Below are 21,692 nucleotides of genomic sequence, written 5' to 3'. Positions count from 1 at the left end.
ATAGGAAAGCATACGAAGAAAGGGCTTGGAGCCTGATGCCCCTAGTAGCACCAAACCCAAGCCCTTTAACAAAACCGACTCGTTTCCCTAACAAACAAGCCAGCCAAACACTCAACAGTCACGCCCCCGAAAGCCAGCGCACAACACTACCGTGAAGAAAGAGATTTGGCAAAACAGTAGAATCATGCAAAAGCCCGAAAGCAAACCCGCCACAAAGCACTAGACAGCATTCGCAGCACGTTGAGTGAAAGATTTAACAAGTGAGCGCACCATACTCACATACAGCACGCTCACAAATCATTAAACAATCAACACACTTAATGTGCTAAAAGCTTAGTGACGGATCTTGCGAAGAGCAACACCCATGCCAGCAAGCACGGAAGCAGCAACAGCAGCCAAAGCTACAGCAGCACCAGTCTTAGCCAATGGAGCAGCCTTCTTAGCTTCAGCCTTCTTGTCAGCCTTCTTATCAGACTTCTTGACATCAGCCTTCTTGCCACCAAGATTGTTCAAGAACTTAGCAAAGCGTTCCTTACTTTCCTTGTAAGCCTTCTCAGCTTTAGCAAGCTCATCCTTGGCTTCCTTCTCATTCTTAGTAGCAGCAGAAATACTATCTAAGAATGGAACATTAGTGTAGTAAGACTTACGCAAAGCAGCAGCAGCTTCATGTTCACCTTCAGCGTCAAGATAATCAGCCTGAGCCAACATATCAGCCCACTTAGCCTTCAAAGCATTCAAAGCAGCAGTAGCTTCATTAGCCTTGGACCTAGCTGCTGAAACCTCTGCAGCACCACGACCATTCAAGGTGCCCAAAGCACCATCTACAATATCTCCCTTTTCGGAACCGTTAAGGAAGTTTTCGAAGGCCTTGGACTTATCAAGCTTCTCTAAAACTGCCTTATTTTCTTCAGCTTTTTTCTCTTCAACTTTTTTATTCAACTCAGCTGCATCAGCCTGTTCCTGCTTCTTAGCATTCTCAATAACTTCTTTAGGTAAATTCGTACCGTCAGCCATTGCTGGGGCAGCGAAAGCCAAGCCAGAAACGAGGGTGGCGCCAGCAGCGAGTGCGGCGATAGCCTTCTTATTCAACATAATATTTTCCTTTCTTCTTCTCCACCACGCTTAAAACGCAGTGAAAAACATAAACCCACAAAATCAATCTCTTGTGGATAACTTTCAGATAGAGCATCCAGCTGAAAGCTGTTATTAACATACCCCCCCCCCGTTCGAAAAAGTCAAGAGCAAAAACAAGCGTCCAAAACAAAAAACATCAACAAAATTACAAAAATATTCAAGTAAAAGCGCGTAAAACTATAAAAAATACGCTAAACAGCAATGTTTAATCGTAAAAAATACTATTTCACGATTTTCAAAGATTTTTCTCAGAAAACTCTCAGGAAACTCGCGGCAGCTCCTCCGCACTGCCCGCAAACCCTTGAAAAACCGTCACTTTTCCCGCGACACGCGCGGAGGTCGCCTTCACACACGACATAAACTACTCACGACTGAGTCGTTTTGGTCGGATTTTCTTGCGTAGGCGACATAAATTACTCACGCGCTGAGCAGTTTATGCAGATTACCCCGAAATTAGTCAAAAATCAGTCATAATAACAAAAAAGGTAGGAGCTTGAGAATACCCAAACTCCTACCTTGTAAGAGATTACCTTACTTACGTAAGTTTACAAACTTACAAAAGCAACAAACTTACATAAGCAACAAAAGCAACCTAAATCACCTTAGCGTTAGGCAGCACGTTGCCGTCTTTATCAACGTTACAACTGTGCTCAACAGCAATCGTAATATTGTCAGAGTCAACCGAGAAGAAGCCGTCCGTCACCTTAAAAACGTGACGCACACCCTTCAAATCGTCAACCTTCACAAAACCGTGATCAATCAACGCAAGCACAGCCTCATGCCCAGGAAGCACACCCATTGCGCCATTCACAGAAGGAATGACCACAAACTTGGCGTCACCTTCCCAAACAGGATGCCTGGCTGCCACAACACTAACGTGCAGCGATTTTACTTGCTTCTCTGCCATGATCACGCACCAAACTCTTGCTGCATGTCGTGCCAACGACGCTCAAGATCGTCAATGCCACCAATACCCGAGAACGCCTGTTCCGGAATATCATCGTAAGTACCATTGCAAATGCGAGTAAACGCCTCAATGGTTTCGTCTGCTGGCACATAAGAACCTGGACGGCCTGTGAACTTTTCAGCCACGTAGAAGTTCTGACCAAGGAACTGCTCAATCTTACGAGCACGGCTCACAGTGGTCTTATCTTCCTCACCAAGCTCATCGATACCAATCAAAGCGATGATGTCCTGAAGCTCCTTGTTGCGCTGCAAAATAGCCTTAACGCGGTTTGCGCAATCGTAGTGAGCCTGACCAACGTAACGCGGATCCAAAATTCTAGAAGTAGAAGTCAAAGGATCCACAGCTGGGTAAATACCCTTAGCTGCAATATCACGCGAAAGCTCAGTAGTTGCATCCAAGTGCGTAAAGGTTGTTGCAGGTGCAGGATCAGTGTAATCATCAGCAGGCACGTAAATAGCCTGAAGCGACGTAATGGAATGGCCGCGCGTAGAAGTAATACGCTCCTGCAACGCACCCATTTCATCCGCCAAGTTTGGCTGGTAACCAACTGCAGAAGGCATACGACCAAGCAATGTGGACACCTCAGAACCAGCCTGAGTAAAGCGGAATATGTTATCGATGAACAGCAACACATCCTGATTCTGCACATCGCGGAAGTACTCAGCCATAGTCAACGCGGTAAGAGGCACGCGAAGACGAGTCCCAGGAGGCTCATCCATCTGACCAAAGACAAGTGCCGTTTTCTCCAAAACGCCAGCTTCAGCCATTTCGCCAATCAAATCATTACCTTCACGGGTACGCTCACCAACGCCAGCAAACACAGAAACACCACCGTGGTTCTGCGCAACGCGCTGAATCATTTCCTGAATCAACACGGTTTTACCAACGCCTGCACCACCGAACAGACCAATTTTACCGCCCTGAACGTAAGGGGTGAGCAAATCGATAACCTTAATGCCGGTTTCGAACATCTGAGTCTTAGACTCAAGCTGATCGAAAGCAGGTGGGTTACGGTGAATTGGCCAGCGCTCAGTTACTTCAATATTCTCGCCCGGCTTAGCATTCAAAATGTTGCCGGTAACGTCGAAAACGTGACCCTTAGTAACATCGCCAACAGGTACAGAAATTGGGCCGCCAGTATCTCGCACTAAAGCACCACGAACCAAGCCGTCAGTAGGCTTTAAAGCAACTGCACGCACAGTCGAATCACCAAGGTGCTGCTCAACTTCCAGCGTAATCTCGTGAACGGTATCACCTTCCGTGTTTCCAACGGTGTTGATATCGACCTTGAGAGCATTGTAAATATCCGGCAGATAGCCGACTGGGAATTCAACGTCAATCACGGAACCCTGAACGCGGGTTACGCGACCAGCTGTTGGATCGACCTCCTGCTCAGCTTCTGGAGGCGCTGTGGTCTGATTTTCAGCCATATGCTCCTAATCCTCCTCATTATTCAGCGCATCAGCGCTGCCGATAATCTCGGTAAGTTCTTGAGTAATGGATGCCTGACGAGAAGCATTAAGCTTTCTTGTCAAATCATCCACCAAATTGCGGGCGTTATCTGTAGCCGTATGCATAGCGTTCTGCCTACTTGCTGTTTCAGAAGCAGCAGAAGTAAGTAAGCACTCGTGAATACGAGACTGAATATACTTCGGCAAAACAGAATCCAGCACTTCATCCGGACTTGGCTCGAAGCAATACTCAACAGCCTCTGGATTGCTGCGACTGACTGCTTCTTCGCGAGCTGAAACTGCACTAGTAGACGACAACGATGCTGAAGGTCCAGAAGCTGCTTCGTAATCAGGACGGTGCATAGCAAACTCCTCACCATCCTTCAAAGGAACCAGCTCAACTGGCAGCATACGCAACGTACGAACTTTTTGCCTCACCATATTAATAAATTCGGTGAAAACAATATACAGTTCCGAAACTCCGCCTTCTGCTTCCGGCGTCATATAAGCGTCCATTAAAGTATCGGAAATCTTTTCTGCAATAGTAACGTCAGGATGGTCAGTAGAACCTTCCCACGTACCTGCCACATCGCGATTGCGATACTTGTAGTAAGTTGCACCGCGTCGACCGTACACGTACAGCTCAGCGTGCTTACCTTCCGCATCGAGTTTTGCAAGAAGCGCTTCAGTCTCACGAATAATCGAAGACGTAAACGCACCAGCCATTCCACGATCAGAAGTAAGGGCTAGAACTGCTACGCGATTGCCAGCATGCTCTTTACCGAAAATAGGATGCTTAATATTTGCTTCGTGATGAGCTACCAACGCCTGCACGGCATCGAAAATTGCGTCACTATAAGGCTTAGCATTAAGCGCAATATCTCGCGCTTTTGCAATATGCGAAGACGCAATCATTTCCTGAGCCTTAAAGATTTTACCTAAAGACTGTGTGGAAATAATTCTCGATTTCAATGCAAGTTGGGAGGACATACGCTACTTCCCCTCAGGCTCGCGACTATCTGCTTTTGGCTTAGCTACAAGCTGTTCCTTTTCAACAGGAGCAGGATTTTCAGCCGGCGGCAACGAATCCTTTACAATCAAAGGCTTGCCAACAGAAGTCTTAAACGTCCTACGGAAATCTTCAATGGCCGCATCAAGCTTAGCTTCAGTTTCCTTAGTGAAATCTTCAGTATCGCGAATCACTTGCAAAATGTCAGTTCCCTTATCGAGGTAATCCAACAATTCGTCTTCAAAACGCAAAACATCCTTCACAGGAATATCGTCAAGCTTGCCGTGCGTACCTGCCCACACAGAAACAACTTCTTGCTCCATTGCGCGAGGAGAGAACTGCTTCTGCTTAAGCAGCTCCGTCAAACGCGCACCGCGAGTAAGCTGAGCCTTAGAAGCTGCATCCAAATCGGAAGCAAACATTGCGAAGGATTCCAAAGACTTGTAACGAGCCAAAGAAATCTTCAACATGCCTGAAACTTTCTTCAAAGCCTTAGCCTGTGCCGCACCACCAACACGAGAAACAGAAATACCGACGTCTACTGCTGGACGCTGACCTGCGTTGAACAAATCAGACTGCAAGAAGATCTGACCATCGGTGATGGAAATCACGTTGGTTGGAATGTATGCAGAAACGTCGTTTGCTTTAGTCTCGATGATTGGAAGACCGGTCATAGAGCCGCCACCCAAATCGTCGGAAAGCTTAGCGCAACGTTCGAGCAGACGAGAGTGCAAATAGAACACGTCGCCTGGGTATGCTTCACGCCCAGGTGGACGACGCAAAAGCAAGGAAATTGAACGGTATGCTTCTGCTTGCTTAGACAAATCGTCGAAAACAATCAAAACATGCTTACCGTTGTACATCCAGTGCTGGCCGATTGCAGAACCGGTGTAAGGTGCAATGTACTTAAAACCTGCAGAATCAGAAGCTGGGCTTGCCACGATTGTGGTGTACTTCATAGCGCCAGCTTCTTCGAGGCTTTGACGCACGGAAGCAATTGTTGAACCCTTTTGACCGATTGCTACATAAATGCAGCGAACCTGCTTCTTTGGATCTCCAGTTTCCCAGTTAGCACGCTGGTTGATAATCGTATCGATTGCAATTGCCGTCTTACCAGTTTGACGGTCGCCAATAATCAACTGGCGCTGACCGCGACCGATTGGCGTCATTGCGTCAATAGCCTTCAAACCAGTAGACAAAGGTTCGTCAACTGGATGACGGTGAATAACGTCTGGAGCCTGGGCTTCAAGAATACGACGCTCACTGCACTCAATCGCACCCAAACCATCGATTGGATTACCCAACGGGTCCACAGTACGACCAAGATAAGCGTCACCAACCGGCACAGACAACACTTCGCCTGTGCGGTATACTTCCTGCCCTTCCTCAATGCCTGTGAAATCGCCAAGAATAACAACGCCGATTTCATGCGCATCAAGGTTAAACGCAAGACCCAAGGTATCGTTCTCGAATGTGAGCAGCTCGTTTGCCATGCAGCCGGACAATCCAGCTACGTGCGCAATGCCGTCACCAGCCGTAACAACATAGCCAACTTCTTGTGTTGGCATGTCAGTAGGCTTGTACGAGTCAACGAACCCGTCGAGCGCCTTGCGTATCAGGGCGGGATCAATAGATAGTTCCGCCATAATTCTCCTTAATTTACTACTTCACTGCCTGTGTCCAAGCGCCATTGCGCGCAGAACGTTGCAACTGCTTGAGCTGCATCAACATGGTGCGATCAGTTATTTGATCACCAATCTGTATACGCATGCCGCCAAGCACGTTTGGATCCACAATTGGGTTAATGTATGCACGATGACCCAACTTATTACTGTAGATTTCAATCAAACGCTTAATTTGCTTATCTGTAAGCGGCTGAGCAGTAGTGACAGTAACCAATGTTTCGCCAGCTTCACGCTCAAATCCTGACCAAGCGCCGCCGAAGCTGCCGGTTTTGCCACTTTCAGAACCACCATGCCACGTTCCTACTAGATAATGCATAATGCGCAATACGACAGGGTGCGCTTTACCTCCAATAAGCTCGTCAATTAGACGAGACTTATCTTCCGAAGATCTATTCGGATCGGTAATCGCATCAGAAAGCTCAGGATACTGATCAATCATGTCCATCATTGACGAAAGTTCGTCAGCGATGCGCTGCGCTTCATCGTGCGCATCTGAGATGGCCTGCGCAAGAGAAGAACGCGACAAACTGTCGTTTGCACGCGATGCCTTTTCTGGCATTCTTACCTCCTCGTTTCTGTAATAACGAAGTAACGCAATTTACGTATTAATCTCAATAAATTAATTTAGATGAATACTTTAAAGCCTTACTTGCTTTGATCCGAATTTTTAGCTTCTCCAACTTCATCAATCACATGATCAATAATTTTGGAGCTCACAGTATCGTCATCCAGCTTGGATGCAAGAATCTTGCCAGCTAATGCCGCCGCAAGAACCGATACTTCTCCTTGGAGGCTGGACATGGCATGCTGATGCTGAGCTTCAATAGAATGCTGCGCTTCACTAATGATTTTTGCAGCATCCTTTTCAGCGCGTTGTCTAGCTTCGCCAATGATTTTTGAAGCTTCCGTACGAGCCTCTTCTCGAGTTTTTGCAGCATCAACTTGAGCTTGAGCAAGCTCTTCTTCCATCTGACTTTTTAATTCGTCAGCTTCATGCTGCACGTTTGCTGCTTTAGCTATTCCGCCTTCGATTTTTTCTGCACGTTCATCAAGAATTGCCTGGAATTTAGGCATAACGAACTTGTAGAAAAACGCTGCAAGAACTACCAAAACAACTAACGACCACACTAAGTCATAAGGCTCAGGCAAGAACAACGCCAAACCATTACTCTCAGATGCATGTGCCATGGCTTGTCCTTTCTATTCCTTCAACACTTTTATATTTGTGCTGGAACGAGTTGTTTCGTTCGGTTCACTTTCCCATAATGTAGGCAACGAATCCGAGCAAGCCCAGAACCTCAATAAATGCCAAGCCAACGAACATGAACAACTGAATACGGTTGCCAACTTCTGGCTGACGTGCAGTAGATTCCATAGCTTTAGCAACGACTATTGCCATACCAAGTGCAGGAGAAATTGTTGCGACAGCAAAGCCAAGAATGCTGAGGTTGCCGACCAAACCTGCGAGAGCGATGATATTATTCATTGGTTTCCTTTCTGTTAAAACAGTAACCAGTATAAACCCGTAAGATGGGTAAAATCTGAATATTTAAGCTATGCTATCAGGCAACAGCAACAGCAGACTTTTCTTCTTCCTCCGGGTAACTTTCCGAAATGTAGACAGAAGCAAGCACAGTGAAAATAAACGCCTGCAAACCGGCTACCATAATTTCGAATAGGGTAAACAGAATGCCACCAAGCAGCCACAAAGCACCGCCGAAGGCAAGGAGTTTATTGCTGGAATCCACCACAAAGAAATTGGTGAATACTAAGCAAGTGGCCACCAGCAAATGGCCAGCAATCATATTCGCAAACAAACGGATTGTAAGCGAAAGTGGTCGCACAATTATTAATTCTATGAGCTGCAATGGCGAAAGAATGAAGTAAATCGGCCATGGCACGCCCGCTGGGAACAACGCTTCACGGAAGAATCGCAAAAAACCTTTTTCACGAATGCCAGCAAGAAGATATTGACACACAACCCACAAAGCAAATACCAACGGACCAGTAATGGTTGCTGTTGCAGCCATATTTAATCCTGGAATCACAGAACAAAGATTAAAGAAGAAAATCGTGATGAAAAGTGTAGACATCATTGGCACGTAACGCTTGCCACGTTCTTCACCAATCATCTCGTAAACGATGTTGTAGCGCACAAAGTCCATTAAGATTTCTAGCACACTTTGGAATCTTCCTGGAACTAACTTTGCGCGAGCGGCACCAATGCCGAAAATAATCATAACGACTACAGCCATAAGAACACGCACCAAAATAATGCGATTCATGGCAAACGGTGTGCCCTGGAACAAAATCTCTGGAGGCAAAAACTCGCCAATATTAGGCAATTCTGGTCCAGACGAAGCCACTGCTGAAGCTACATTGGTAGTCCTCAGTAAAAAGTCAACCATTCCATCCATAAGTGCCTCCTTAAGCAATTCGTTCACACGCCTTCACAACTACGCCACTCACTCACATTATTAAATTCAATCATCTTGCGGCGTTATATATTATCTAAATCATCTATTCCGTATCTCGTAAGGCGCGGGGCACGAAACGAAAAATACATCTAACTGCTGATTGTACTCTTCGCTTGTACATAATTACGCAACTTCAAAATTTATTTGCTCATACCGTACTTAATACCGTCAAATGGACAAAAGTTATCAGAACGCGGAGAAGCCGGCTCATGCCTTATAGAACGTTCAGTTCCAAGCTTTCCAGCAGTTCTTAAATGTGGAATATCAGAAAGATTGTAAGGCGTAGTTTCGTACACCCAGTTAAGCCAGTTGCGCCAAAGCAAATTCGCGTGTGCACGCCAAGAAAATAGTGGCTCTAATTTTGGATCGTCATAAGGGAAATAGTTGTAGGGGAATGGCACGTTGCTCAAACCTTTTAACATGTCACGCTCATATTCTTGCGCAAGAGTCATTTTGCTGTATTCCCAGTGTCCAAGCGCAAAAACTTCAGAAAAATCACGCGTAGCGACTAAGCCTGGGCCAGATTCGGGACCATACGTAAGAATTTGCAAACGCTGATCTGAAGAAATGCTGTCAACATCAACACTCGCTATCCTAGAATGCGGCTGTAAAGCGATTTCATCAAAACCATTTGTAAGAAAACAGTACTCATCCTGCAAATATTGTGGGAACACACCAAAAATTTTCTCGCTGAGAACATGCTTTTTTATGCCATATCTATAGTAAAGCGCACCCATTGCCCCCCAGCACAAATACATTGTTGAGAAAACGTGTGTTGCTGCCCAGTCAAGAATTTGCGTAAATTCGTGCCAGTAGTCGACATCCTCAAATTCCATGTGCTCAACAGGAGCTCCCGTTACAACAAATCCGTCGTAATAGTTGTTACGAAGTGCGTCAAGATTTTCGTAGAATTTTACTAAATGATCAGCGTTAACGTGTGTGGATATATGCGTGGAAGTTTTCATAAAATCGACATCGACTTGCAAAGGAGATTTAGAGATGAGTCTCAAAAGCTGAGTTTCTGTCTCGATTTTTTTGGGCATAAGATTCAAAATCAACAAACGAAGTGGTCGAACATCCTGCTGTTCTGCTTCTGGGCGTTCCAATGCAAAAATTCGCTCAGCATCTAATATGCTTCGCGCTGGCAATCCTTCAGGAATCTTAATAGGCATGTGTTTATTGTACCCCGCACTTGTTTATGTTTATTGTGTCTATGTCACTAATGTGCACAAATCGTAAAATTTTAACCAAATACAGAGAGACACGCCCGAATTTGACAAATTCAAATTTGCACCTATCGTAGATAGAGCTGCTAAAAGTAGCCGACGCGGGGTGGAGCAGCTCGGTAGCTCGCTGGGCTCATAACCCAGAGGTCCATGGTTCAAATCCATGCCCCGCTACTAAAGCCAAGAATCACACGAATTTCTCACGATTGTTGTGGTTCTTGGCTTTTTTGTTTAGTAACGCATAAGAAGTTCAATCTGCAATCGCCAAAATACAAGTCATCTGCATAAGAATCAATAAAGAAGTATTGCAAGGCGACGGCGAGCGCGCGCTAATCGAGCATCATCTGCAGGAAGCATAGCAAAATACTCAAGCATTCTAGATCGAATAGCCTCAGCATCCGAACGATGCTCCGCAGCCAAAAAATCAAGCAAACGGCCAAAAGCGTCATCAATATGACCATCAATCATATCGACATCTGCCACAGCAAGCTGCGCATCTACATCATTAGGATTATCGCCAGCATTTTTGCGCACTAAAGCAACATCTGTATTAGTATTACGCGCAAGCAGCAAAGCTTTGGCATGTTCACGCGCAGCAATAGAATCGTGCGGATCTGCATCCATAAGCTTCGCATATTCTAAAGCAGCGCCCTCGTAATCACCTTTCATAGCAAGCTCATGCGCTTTTTCATGAGCTGCAGGAACTTGATTTTCGCAACTAGAATTATTATCTGAAGATTCTTCTGAATCATCCTTAGCATCTTCAGACGGTTGTACAAAAGGAGCCGTTCCAGCAACCCCCGAACGCTCTGCCACCTGCACTAATTGAGGTAAAATTGCGCTACAAATCTGCTGCAACTCATCATCGCTAGGTAATCCTTGCGAAATTGGCATAGGGCGTCCGCCAATCAAACCATAAATTGCAGGAAGTTGCTCAGCTCTCAAAGCTTGAGCAATACTTGGGCTTTCGTCTGCATCAATACGCGCCAACTGCATACGACCGTCGAGTGAATTTACTGCATCAGCTAATTTTTGTGCAACATCGTAATAAGCAGTATCTCCAGGCTGCCAAAGCAACAAAATAATAGGAAAACTTACGGAAGTTTGAACCATTGCCTGGAAAGACTTATCGTTAACGTCAATAACGTATCCGCCTGCTTTTGGCGCCGAATTATTGGCAGAAGAACCAGCATCCGAACCAGCTCCAGCTTTTGCAGCCTGCTTAGCTTGCGCTTCCACGCGACGCTTCACGCCTTCTAAATCTACAGCTCCAGCAAGCGAAAATCCTCCTGGATTCATTCCTTGCGACTGACCGTTTACCATTATTGCCTCTTTTGCTAATTGCAATATTGTTGATTCTTATATTTACAACGCTTCTACTTTAATAGGCTGTCGTTCAGCACCAACCGGCGTAATTTTCATATGAGATCCAGCAGGTGGCACAACAAGCGCAATAACATTTACATAAGTTACGCGCATAGTACTTTTTGCTTTTCCGTCGCCAAATAGTGCTTTTTCTTCGTCAGATGCCGGCCTAGACTCACGGCCTTCTCCGGCAATACGCGTCCAAACAGAATCAATTCTTGCAACAACTAAATCGCTTCCATCACTCGAACGCATAACGCTGATTTGCTTCAATTGTGGAGTAAAAACCTGTTCCTGCGAACCTTTGTTGCGCTCCATGCCAGCTTGTACAGCTTTAGAAAGTTCTGCAAGTTTTTGACGAAGATAATCTTCCTCAAAATATTTTGCATACTTGCTTTCACCACCATGCTGAAGAACATCAGCATAAGCTTTTACTGATTCTTCTGGAGTCATAATTAAGCCAGTGTCATTTGATTTTCCCATTGAAGCACCAATACTTGGAACAGCAAATTTAGGAAGATGCACACCAGGGAAAAGTCGAGCCACAGCCCACAACTTATAATTCGACCTAGCTCGTTGCTGACGCAAAACAAGCAAACGCTTTGATTGCTGATCTTTAGTGGTGGTTGTAATTGTCATTAAGTCTCTAGGCCACCCAGCATTTGTTGGCACAATCGTCTGAGCCGAAGCGCGCGGAATAATAGTTTTAGGGTCTAATTTACCGGTTTTACCAGCAATAACAAGCTCGCTTGTGCGAACATCAAGAGCAGGCCCAGAAACAGCTTTAGGCAAGGCGTTAACGTCTTTTTCATCATTTGCCCGTTCCAGTGTTCGAAGCAAACCAAGACGAATATCCTTTTCTTGAATCATAGTTACATTAGGAAGCTCTTGGCCGCTGCGAGCTTCCACAGGCTTAGGTACTTGACCATCGCAAGCAGATAATCCCGCAACAAGAGCAACAGATACAGCACTTGCAACACAAAGAGAAGCTGCGCGCAACGTTTTTCGCATAATTCCGCCATTATTAAACTCGCGAATATACTTATTAAGATTACGCATTTTAATACTACGCATTATTGCTTGTTACCTCGCTCACTCGAGAAATTGCCTCTATAACCTTTATTATTCTTGCGATATCGCGAATTATTGCTATTTGCGTTGTACCCACGACGATTGCCGCGAGTTTTCTTAGAATTATCTGTCTGCTTTGTTGACTTAGATTGCTTATTTTGATTTTCCTGTTTACCTAGCCCGCCCTGACTGTCTTGCTTATCTCGCCTATCTTGCTTTTCCTGCTTTTCCTGCCTATCCTGCCTATTTCTAGAGTTCTTTTTATTCTGCTGATTTCGCCTAGTTTGAGAATTCTTACGATTCTTATCTACGCGAGCGGACTGAAGATCCTGATTATTTTTAGCATCGTCTTTAGTTTCGGAATAAGAGTTCTTTAGATTTTCGTCGTTCAAATCTGAAGATTCATCAACAACACTTTCACGATTTTCCTCATCGCTTGGCAATTCATACGCAAATTCACCATCATCATGCTGTTGAATAAAACGAGCAGCGAATGCAAGCATATCGGCCTTAGAAATAACTGTGGTCTGCGCTATTGAATCTTCAGAAGATACTTGTGACGACGGAGACTCCTGGTTAAGTTGCTTAGAATCAGAATTATTTGCAATATTCTGATTTTCTACAGGATTTTTACCACGACGAGTGTGGCCTCCATGGCGCGCATGCGACCCTGAAGCTTTTTTGTGCTTCTTATGAGCAAGCATGCCATGCACTGTTCCAGAAAATGCTTCAGAAAATGTGACTTCCTCATCTTTAGATTGTTTAGATAACAAACCGGAAGAATTTGCCTCAAGTTGCTTATTCCTGCGACGATGAGGAGCCATGGCGAAAATAGTTGCGGCCAGCAAAGCTAAAACAGCAAAAAGAGCACCCACAAAGTACAAAGGTGTTGCGAAATCTGGAACTTGATGCCTGCGCCAACGCAATTCCACAGAAGCAGCAGGAACGTTATCTCCCAAATCAATTAATAGAACACGTCGAGCTGCTTGAGATTTAACCCTCATAGAACGCGAGTAGCGACGATTTGAACTCTTTTTTGAATTCTTACCAGACTTAAGAACTGCACCAGTTGCAACTGCATGGTCATATGAAGCAGAACCTGCAGTTTGAACATAATCATAAGTATTTATTGGAAGCTTTGCTAAACCAATCTGACACGTAACAGAAGACCATAAGTTAGATTGTTGGAACTTAACGTCAGCATCTTTTATATCTGTATTAAAATCTTGTTGCAAAGTGCTTTTGCCAGACATTTCCGATACAGATAGATTATTCCAATCTTTAAGACCTGTAATGCGCTGAACTGGAGAGCCAGCTACCCAACCACGCACATCTTTTGTTAAACCAACAGCAACACAAATAGGTTTACGCGTGCGCAAAGCTGCAACACTTACGCGAACCTTACTGTCAACCAAATTAAGAACACCTGGATCTGTAACAATATAACGAGTTCCAGTTACTTGCGCATAAGCAATAACCACGTCATTCGGCTTCCAAAATGTTGCGTTAGCAACACCAAGAGCAACACTTAATACTGCAAGCACTACAAAAAATGGAGCTACGATACGTCGCATAATTTTAGTGCGCAATGTTACTCGCCTTGCTGACTGTCGCATTGATTGTCCTTCTTTTTCAGGAGCATTGTTGGTATTAGTCATAACGATACTATTCTACAATCTTTTCATACCAGTTGCAGGTTTTGCCTTAAAATCAATATCAAGCGGTAATGTGAACCTATGCAAAAAACTACAATATCTAAACAAAAATCCTTTATTGCACGCACTTTTGCTGCTATTAGCACAGTAGCATTATGCGTAGGATTAGCTTCTTGCAGCGGCAATTCCGACAATACAAAAGGTGCTGCAGACGAAAACGCACAAAAAGCCGGAATGCAGCTTATTGAAGGCATAAGCGCTTCTGGAGAGCTTGGCAAAAAGCCAAAAATTACGCTTAAAACACCTGCAGATATAAAAAGAAATACTTACGCTATCTTACAGCACGGCAATGGTGAGACTATTCAAGAAGGCGATCGCGTCTGCTCGCAAGGCATTGTGCTTAACGCTAAAGATGGCAAAGAACTTATGAATACGTGGGATAAGGGCAGAGTTGATTGCTCAATTTCTATTGACAAAAACGTCACCAGCCGACCATACTACGCTCTTATTAAAGGCAAGAAGATTAATACAACTATTGCTTTTGGAGTCGCTGGAGAAAATAAGGGACCTTCATACGTTATGGTTCTAACGCTTGTGTCCCGCTCAAAAGCATTAAAGCACGCAGAAGGTAAAGCAGTAACAGATATTCCTGCAAATTTGCCAAAGGTAACTCTTGATAAATCTGGAGTTCCATCCTTAGATAAGAACAACTATGTGCCAGATGGAAAGCTTGTTTCTCAGACTTTGATTGAAGGAACCGGCAAAAAGGTAACCGCAAAAAGCACCGTAACTGCTCATTATGCCGGATGGACCACAGATAAAGACGGCAAAATGCATCAGTTTGATTCCTCTTGGCTTCGCTCAATGCCTGCAGACTTCTCTCTTGCGGGAGGCGTAATACCAGGTTGGACTAAAGGTTTGGCTGGAAAGAAAGTTGGATCTCGAGTTCTGCTTGTAATTCCTCCAGAAGATGGCTACGGCAAAGAAGATAAGAAGGATGCAAAGGGAAATGTAACAATCCCTGCAAACTCCACTCTGTACTTCGTTGTGGATATTCTTTACGCTTCGTGAGTTTGTAAATTTCGCAATGCCTAGCAAAGCAAAATATTTTGCAAAATAATTAGCTAGATAATTTGCGAGATAATTTACAAAAATACGCAAGTGATTGATTACAAAAACCCCTCATTTTCGAGGGGTTTTTGTGTATGCGTCTAAATCTAAAACAGAAGAAGGTCGTCGGATTCAACACCGCGCATATCGTCATAGTCGAGAATAAGACAAGTAAAACCGCGATCTTCCGCCAAAACTCTAGCTTGTGGGCTAATTGTTTGAGCAGCAAAAATGCCACGAACGGGCTTAAGTAACGGATCGCGATTAAGCAACTCACAGTAACGAGTAAGTTGCTCTACACCATCAATGCCACCGTGACGCTTAATCTCAATCGCAACGTGCACGCCTTCAGCATCCTGAGCCATAATATCAACTGGACCAATAGCAGTAGGATACTCTCGACGAACAAGCTTCGCGCCTTCCCCAATGCGCTCAATCTGCTCAGCCAAATATCGCTGCAAATGCTCCTCAACACCATCTTTAACTAATCCAGGATCCTCACCCAAATAATAAGTGCTGTCACTGTATATGTGCTCTAAAGAAATTTTGAGTAAATCATCACCTTTTGATGCAGCAACTCGAAGAATACAACCATCAGAAAGCTCGTTAGAAGTAGATTCTTCACCATTTTCTTTTTGAAGTATGCGCATTGTACAAGGCGCAACCATCCAATTAAGTGGCTTATACGCTCCAAGCTCCGAAAAAATCAGCACACTACCATCTGCTTTAATAAGCAGCACACGCTTAGATAGCGGAAGCGTAGCGTTTAATCTACCTGTATATTCAGCACTACAATCTGCAACAATAATTCGCACACAGTAAGCATAACAGAACTTGTGCAGGAAAGAATGTCACTTGCGCAAAGCAGCTGCTAAATCGCGATTCTGCCAATGCTCGTGCAGAGCGCAGTAACCTCCAAATAGCACAAGCCAAACTAAACCGCCAATTGCAGAAACGCGAGTATCTTCACTAATAAACAATGTAATATACACAAACACGAAGAATGCAATGGTAAGCGAATTAAGAAGCTTATAATGCGGCATCAAGAAACCATCCGCCATAAAATCAGCAGATTTACGATACTTACGGTGCGTAACCATAATCAGAATGTAAATCATGATGATTACAGCCGAAGACGCAGAAGCGAACAAAATAAACGCACCATGAACTCCAGGAATCGAATTAACTACCGGAGAAAGAAGGATTAATACAGAAGAAAATATGATTGCGCGAGCAGGAACTTTAGTATGCGACACCTTTCGCAACTTACCCAAAATAGGAGAAGGAGATTCAATAGCAATCTGATACATGTGGCGGCCGGCAGAATACAGTAAAGAGTTAAGAGCAGAAGATGCAGCCGTAATAACCACGAAGAATACTAGCGCAGAGGCCCAATGCAAGCCAGCATACTGGAACACCATAATGAACGGAGACATAAATGTGCCTTCAGCATTAGTAGCCTTGAAACGCTGCCATGGAACAATAAGCATGATTGCTACAAGAGCGCCAACATAAAAAATCAAAATACGCGTAATTATGCCGTTTATAGCCTTAGGTAAAACTTTGCGAGGATTTTTTGTTTCCGAAACAGTCACACCAACAAACTCAATAAGCTGATACGCATAAAACACCATCTGGAAGCTCATCAAAAATGCAACCCAACCATTTGGCATAAGAGAAAAATTATTGAAAATGTTATCGACGCTAGCATGCCCAGCAGGACTAATAACCCCTCCATGAAGTTGAGTTGCTGGGTAATGATACCCAATTACAACCATCACAATAGCAGTAACTATAAGCGCAACAATCAAAGTAATTTTAATCATGGAGAACCAAAACTCAGTTTCTCCAAAAAGCTTTACAGCAACCAGATTTATGCACACTAAAGCCGCTAAAAATACTACTTCTATAAGCCATTTCCAATGACTTACGTCAATATCAAAAGTTTGGAAAAATGTGACGCAATACGTGCTAACTGCCGTAATCTCGCTCATACCAATAAGCACAAGCACAAACCAATAAGACCACCCAGCAAAATTACCCCAGCCTCTGCCAAGATAACGCGTAATAAAACTAATAAAAGTATGCTGGTTCGGATCTTTGTACATAAGTTCGCCAATGCCGCGCATAAGCAAGAACATAATCAAGCCAACAATAATGTAAACAAATACAATACTAGGGCCTGTTAAGCTAATAGATTTTCCGGAACCAAGGAACAAACCAGTACCAATTGTGCCACCGATAGCAATAAATTGCACATGACGCTTAGTAAGACTGCGTTCCATTTGGTTGGAATTGTCATTATTCGCCGTCATATTCATTGCCAAAACTCCGTTCCTTGTATATACGAACTTTTTATTCTATCTGCACCCTTAACTATTGCACTATTCCACACTTTTTAGAGAGCTAACCGGATCTATGCGATCAAGAGCAGGATTAGTGGCCCACTGCACAATCAAAGCGAAAATTAATGTTGCAACGCCTGCAATAAAGTAACTTAACGGAGCTACTTCCACCTCAAAATAAAGCGATGGCATTCTAAGAGCTTTGGTCAGCAAGCCTGCAATCAACCTTCCCAACGGCAAACCTACAGCGATACCGATTACAGTAAGAGTTAGCATCTCTTTATGTACGTAAGAATGAATTTCTCTTCTATAGAAGCCAAGAACTTTTAGAGTTGCCATTTCACGCGAACGCTCCGAAATATTCGTACTAGCCAAAGTAAATAGCACTGCTAAAGCCAAACCTGCAGCTAACGTTACAATCAGAGCAACAACAGCATTCATAAGATCAAAACTAAAAGCATGCTTCATTTTCGTAATATTCATAACCGCAAGAACGCTATCACGCTCCGAAACATTATTCGCGTACTTTATTTTTTTATCATCGCTGCCACGCAAGCGAAGAATCAACGCATTATGCTTTAGAGATTTACTATTTTTATCATTAAACAATCGTTCGTAACATCTAGAAGTCATATACATGTTTGAACCAATTAGATTTCGAACAATAGCATTAACTTTTACTGTTGTGCGCTTAAAACTTGCGTTAGTTACTGTGATTTCATTTCCGCGATTGATATCCAAAGAAGCGGCTGCGCTTTGAGAAAGCAACGGGCCGTCATCTGTGAGCTTAACAGGTTGCAAATTGTTGTCAATATTTTGCAATCGCACAAGACGAGCTAAAGTATCCGCATCTTTTACAACAATCATTTGCACACTTTCAGAATCTTCTACATTGTTATGCTCAGATTTGTTGTTGCCCGAATTTTGATGCTTAGCAATTTCGCCAGAACTTATGTAAGCAGGAAGCATAGTTTCTACTTTATTATTCGACTTATCTTGTTCCACACGCTTTCTCATGCTTTGGAAAGAATCGGGAGCAGAAATCGCGATCATATCGTAATGGTAGATTCCCTCATATTGACGAGTGCCTAAAGTTGCGACGGTATCGTTTAATGCAAGACCGCACACAATAAGTGCAGTGCAGCCAGCAACACCGCCGATTGTCATGCATAATCTGCCTTTAAAGCGCGCTATGTTGCGAATAGTTACTTTATTTAGGAAGCTCATACGCTTCCAAATCCAAGGCAAACGCTCAAGAAGTACGCGAGCGCCAGCTTTTGGAGCTTTTGGACGAAGTAAATCAGCAGGAACTTGCTTTGTTTCACGCCAACTAACAACTATTGTGCAAACTGCTACAGGAATCACAAAAGCAATCACACACAGTGAACCGTATAACCAGTCGTAACGCAAACTAACACCTGGTACAGCGTAGAGTCCGCGCAAAATCTTCAAAAGAAGCGAAGGAATTGCAAGGAATCCAACAATATCCCCAACTCCACCACCAATAAAGCATGCTAAAATAGCGAAGAACGCGTGCCTTGTAACTGCAGCAGAACGTCCATAACCCAGGCTTAGGTACGTTCCAATAAGACTTCGCTCTTCCTCAACCATACGTGCCATAGCTGTTAAACTCATCATCATGGCAACTACAAGAAATACTGCCGGGAAAGCGTAACCCAGTGACTGAATCGAAGCAACGTCGGAGCGTAAGCTTGCGTAACTATCATTAGCAATTCTAGTAGATATATGCCATTGTGCTTGAGGAACTTTCTTTTGTATTTCTGGCCTAATCTGCTTTAGAATTTTCGCTTTTACTTGTTCTTTCACAGAATTTGAAGCAAGCTTTATCCTTGGGTCATTCGCAATAATATTTTTCGCTTCTCTATTCGCTATCTCATCAATAATCTGATTTCGACGAACTTTTTCGCGCTTAGACTGCACTTTTTCGCGGATTTGTTCAGACGCGTCGTCAACAATATTGCGATACGATTTAGAAAACGCATTAACATTCTTAGTATCGTTCAATCTCACAGATATTGCAGAATACGGCAGGTCACTCATGTTGCTTGGGGCTGCAGACGTAAAGATTGGGTAGCGAGATGTTACAGAATTACGAAAAGCTTTTGATTGGTAACCTTCCGGATTGTTTAAATCGTTACTATCTAAGACGCTTCCAGTAATTAGAAGATTATATTTTTCAGATTTTTTATTTGAATTATTTGAAACACTGCTGCCAAATGCTGCCGACTGCTGCAAACTTACAACAACGGTACTGCCAATATTTAAGCCGCTATCGTGCAAAAATCGTTGAGTTACAACGGCTTCTCGATTATTAGTAGGCATATTGCCGTGAAGCAAATGAAGACGATTCATATTTTTTTGCGAATCGTAATGCACAAAATTCATTGCATATGTGGAACTTGCATCGTCATCAGGATGCGCTGTAGCTTTCCAAAAACGTTCGGCTTCAATTTCTCTTATGTTAGATAATTTTTGCAAAGAAGCAACATCATCTTTAGTTAAACCCAAGGTAGATACGATTTGCAAATCGTATGCATGCAACTTTTCGTACATGTCGTTCGTACCAAGAAGCATATCGTTGCAGCCAGCGTAAATTCCTGTCATAACAGCAACGCCAAGCATTGCAATAACTGCAAGTACACAGAAACGTCGCCACTGATGAATCCACATTCTAACGGCGCTAATAAATAATGCACTCATTAAAATCACCACTCAATATCAGCAATGGCCATAGGATTCTCTTGTATAGTCTCGCTTACGACTTTTCCAGAGCGGAAGCGCACAACTTTATGTGCCATAGGCGCAATTGCAGCATTATGGGTAATGATTAAAACTGTCATGCCTTCCGTGCGGCAAATATCTTGCAATAATTGCAACACTGATTTGCCTGTTTCATAATCCAAAGCACCTGTAGGCTCGTCACATAGAAGAAGCTTCGGCTTTTTAGCAAGAGCGCGAGCAATAGATACGCGCTGCTGCTCGCCGCCGGAAAGTTGCGCTGGGAAGTTTTGTAAACGATCTGCCAAGCCAACATCTTTAAGCGTTTGGGCAGGATCAAAATGATCTGAACAAATCTGCGAAGCCAGCTCAACATTTTCGAGAGCAGTCAAATTTGGAACTAAATTATAGAATTGAAAAACAAAACCAATATCTTCGCGGCGATAACGCACTAAACCTTTTCCTTTAAGCTTAGTAACATCGCAATCCCCAACAATAACGCGACCACTCGTAGCCGTATCCATGCCGCCTAAAATATTTAAGGCCGTTGTTTTTCCAGCGCCAGATGCGCCCAAAATTACTGTAAGCTCACCACGTTCTGCCGTAAAACTGGCATCATCTAAAGCCCGAACGGCAGAAGAGCCCGACGGGTATTCTTTTACAACATGATCAAAAGTTATATATGCCACAATGCGCCTTTCGTAAGTATTATCCATTGATAGTGGTTTTCAACTTTTGTTATGGATTCTTGTTTTATTGCTATAACTATTTTACGTAATAACCGTGAAGATTTTATGAATTGTACTTAAAGAATCGAGATTCCACGGCGTGCCATGCAATACGCGTTACCAAGCCAAGTATGACGAGAATTTGGCCAAACTGCACCTAAGCGTGGAGCGCCCTGACTCATCCAAATGCTAGGAACTCTTCCATCCGTGCTTTGAGAGCCGAGCAGATTAAACCCATTCTTATTTTCCAACCAATCCGGATGTTGAGTAACAATCGCAAGCCCTTCTTCCAAAGTAAGAGGTAAGCGTTCGTCGGAATCAATAAGCTTACTAGCAACATCCGGCTCTCTGTTTAAGTAAGATCCGCCCGCATGAGGATCAATTGCCAAATAGAACGGACCTTCCGGAGGCTCAAAACCATCTTTTGGCATAAAACTAGCAATATCGCGAGGAGGCATAGTTGTAAAACCAGCCATGCGGTCAATACTCGTACGAGAAATCAAAGACTCTGGAGAAACAAGCTCACGCGTAGGAACCAACAAAATATTCGTTCCTAAATCACTATTTTTAAGCGCGCGCAAAAGAGGCAGAGCAAGAGAACGAAAAGCGTCAGCACTCATATCCGCCACATCCGGATACCCGAGCGCTACTATACGATCAAGCTGCTGCTGTATTTCTTCCGATGCTACCGACATACTTACAGTTTACGCAGAGACTTTCACAATTGCGA

General features: G+C 43.8%; 19 protein-coding genes and 1 tRNA gene. 2 read left to right on the top strand and 18 right to left on the bottom strand.

The window, feature by feature from the left end; genetic code table 11:
- Nucleotides 1-333 precede the first annotated feature (333 nt).
- The 10 genes from ACLD5M_RS04270 to metA all read right to left on the bottom strand — a co-directional run bounded on the left by ACLD5M_RS04270 (nucleotide 334) and on the right by metA (nucleotide 9,895).
- The gene (locus tag ACLD5M_RS04270) at nucleotides 334-1,092 is read right to left on the bottom strand and encodes a hypothetical protein (RefSeq protein WP_410314671.1); all 759 of its coding nucleotides are present in this window, start codon (nucleotides 1,090-1,092) and stop codon (nucleotides 334-336) included.
- Nucleotides 1,093-1,726: 634 nt separating this feature from the next.
- On the bottom strand, nucleotides 1,727-2,041 hold the full coding sequence (locus ACLD5M_RS04265) for a F0F1 ATP synthase subunit epsilon (RefSeq protein WP_004134079.1): 315 nt from the start codon (nucleotides 2,039-2,041) through the stop codon (nucleotides 1,727-1,729).
- A 2-nt stretch (nucleotides 2,042-2,043) separates the two neighbouring features.
- On the bottom strand, nucleotides 2,044-3,531 hold the full coding sequence (gene atpD, locus ACLD5M_RS04260; RefSeq protein WP_004134078.1) for a F0F1 ATP synthase subunit beta: 1,488 nt from the start codon (nucleotides 3,529-3,531) through the stop codon (nucleotides 2,044-2,046).
- A 6-nt stretch (nucleotides 3,532-3,537) separates the two neighbouring features.
- Nucleotides 3,538-4,542, bottom strand: a complete 1,005-nt coding sequence (locus ACLD5M_RS04255) for a F0F1 ATP synthase subunit gamma (protein ID WP_004126216.1) — start codon at nucleotides 4,540-4,542, stop codon at nucleotides 3,538-3,540.
- Nucleotides 4,543-4,545: 3 nt separating this feature from the next.
- Nucleotides 4,546-6,207, bottom strand: coding sequence for a F0F1 ATP synthase subunit alpha (gene atpA / locus ACLD5M_RS04250; protein WP_004126217.1), 1,662 nt, complete (start codon nucleotides 6,205-6,207; stop codon nucleotides 4,546-4,548).
- Between the two features lie 16 nt (nucleotides 6,208-6,223).
- Nucleotides 6,224-6,805 carry a F0F1 ATP synthase subunit delta gene (locus ACLD5M_RS04245; RefSeq protein WP_116794577.1) on the bottom strand — a complete coding sequence of 194 codons (582 nt, stop codon included), beginning with the start codon at nucleotides 6,803-6,805 and terminating at the stop codon, nucleotides 6,224-6,226.
- 86 nt (nucleotides 6,806-6,891) lie between these two features.
- Nucleotides 6,892-7,434, bottom strand: a complete 543-nt coding sequence (locus tag ACLD5M_RS04240; protein WP_116794576.1) for a F0F1 ATP synthase subunit B — start codon at nucleotides 7,432-7,434, stop codon at nucleotides 6,892-6,894.
- Nucleotides 7,435-7,498: 64 nt separating this feature from the next.
- Nucleotides 7,499-7,732 (bottom strand): ATP synthase F0 subunit C, encoded by a 234-nt coding sequence (gene atpE, locus ACLD5M_RS04235; protein ID WP_004126223.1) that lies wholly within the window; start codon nucleotides 7,730-7,732, stop codon nucleotides 7,499-7,501.
- Nucleotides 7,733-7,808: 76 nt separating this feature from the next.
- The gene (gene atpB, locus ACLD5M_RS04230) at nucleotides 7,809-8,663 is read right to left on the bottom strand and encodes a F0F1 ATP synthase subunit A (RefSeq protein ID WP_004126224.1); all 855 of its coding nucleotides are present in this window, start codon (nucleotides 8,661-8,663) and stop codon (nucleotides 7,809-7,811) included.
- Nucleotides 8,664-8,863: 200 nt separating this feature from the next.
- Nucleotides 8,864-9,895, bottom strand: a complete 1,032-nt coding sequence (gene metA / locus ACLD5M_RS04225; RefSeq protein ID WP_285089188.1) for a homoserine O-succinyltransferase — start codon at nucleotides 9,893-9,895, stop codon at nucleotides 8,864-8,866.
- A 154-nt stretch (nucleotides 9,896-10,049) separates the two neighbouring features.
- On the opposite strand from metA, the gene ACLD5M_RS04220 reads away from it, so the two are divergent.
- Nucleotides 10,050-10,123: transfer RNA gene (locus ACLD5M_RS04220), tRNA-Met, on the top strand.
- Nucleotides 10,124-10,240: 117 nt separating this feature from the next.
- Here ACLD5M_RS04220 and ACLD5M_RS04215 read toward each other — a convergent pair.
- The 3 genes from ACLD5M_RS04215 to ACLD5M_RS04205 are packed head-to-tail and all read right to left on the bottom strand — an operon-like array spanning nucleotide 10,241 to nucleotide 14,043.
- Nucleotides 10,241-11,272 carry a tetratricopeptide repeat protein gene (locus tag ACLD5M_RS04215; RefSeq protein WP_410314670.1) on the bottom strand — a complete coding sequence of 344 codons (1,032 nt, stop codon included), beginning with the start codon at nucleotides 11,270-11,272 and terminating at the stop codon, nucleotides 10,241-10,243.
- 42 nt (nucleotides 11,273-11,314) lie between these two features.
- A complete protein-coding gene (locus ACLD5M_RS04210) occupies nucleotides 11,315-12,388 on the bottom strand; it encodes a hypothetical protein (RefSeq protein WP_410313770.1) in 1,074 nt (357 codons plus the stop codon).
- A complete protein-coding gene (locus ACLD5M_RS04205) occupies nucleotides 12,388-14,043 on the bottom strand; it encodes a hypothetical protein (RefSeq protein WP_410314669.1) in 1,656 nt (551 codons plus the stop codon). The genes ACLD5M_RS04210 and ACLD5M_RS04205 overlap by 1 nt, the downstream gene beginning before the upstream one ends.
- Before the next feature lie 78 nt (nucleotides 14,044-14,121).
- Between ACLD5M_RS04205 and ACLD5M_RS04200 the strand changes: the two genes are divergently transcribed.
- The gene (locus ACLD5M_RS04200) at nucleotides 14,122-15,111 is read left to right on the top strand and encodes an FKBP-type peptidyl-prolyl cis-trans isomerase (RefSeq protein ID WP_375169157.1); all 990 of its coding nucleotides are present in this window, start codon (nucleotides 14,122-14,124) and stop codon (nucleotides 15,109-15,111) included.
- Nucleotides 15,112-15,257: 146 nt separating this feature from the next.
- Here the strand turns inward: ACLD5M_RS04200 and nucS are convergent, their stop codons facing one another.
- The 5 genes from nucS to ACLD5M_RS04175 form a co-directional block, all read right to left on the bottom strand.
- Nucleotides 15,258-15,965, bottom strand: coding sequence for an endonuclease NucS (gene nucS / locus ACLD5M_RS04195; RefSeq protein ID WP_375169158.1), 708 nt, complete (start codon nucleotides 15,963-15,965; stop codon nucleotides 15,258-15,260).
- A gap of 36 nt (nucleotides 15,966-16,001) precedes the next feature.
- Nucleotides 16,002-17,471, bottom strand: coding sequence for an amino acid permease (locus tag ACLD5M_RS04190; protein ID WP_375169159.1), 1,470 nt, complete (start codon nucleotides 17,469-17,471; stop codon nucleotides 16,002-16,004).
- Nucleotides 17,472-17,534: 63 nt separating this feature from the next.
- Complete coding sequence (locus ACLD5M_RS04185) at nucleotides 17,535-20,216, bottom strand: FtsX-like permease family protein (protein ID WP_410314668.1); 2,682 nt, start codon at nucleotides 20,214-20,216, stop codon at nucleotides 17,535-17,537.
- Nucleotides 20,217-20,221: 5 nt separating this feature from the next.
- Entirely contained in the window at nucleotides 20,222-20,923 is a 702-nt protein-coding gene (locus ACLD5M_RS04180) for an ABC transporter ATP-binding protein (protein WP_004136445.1), read from the bottom strand.
- A gap of 116 nt (nucleotides 20,924-21,039) precedes the next feature.
- Nucleotides 21,040-21,657 carry a DUF5701 family protein gene (locus tag ACLD5M_RS04175; RefSeq protein ID WP_004136457.1) on the bottom strand — a complete coding sequence of 206 codons (618 nt, stop codon included), beginning with the start codon at nucleotides 21,655-21,657 and terminating at the stop codon, nucleotides 21,040-21,042.
- Nucleotides 21,658-21,692: the final 35 nt, after the last annotated feature.

The sequence above is a fragment of the Gardnerella sp. Marseille-Q9185 genome, from assembly GCF_046508745.1.
In the GTDB taxonomy this organism is placed as follows: domain Bacteria; phylum Actinomycetota; class Actinomycetes; order Actinomycetales; family Bifidobacteriaceae; genus Bifidobacterium; species Bifidobacterium greenwoodii.
This window is presented reverse-complemented; position numbering and strand designations above follow the sequence as displayed.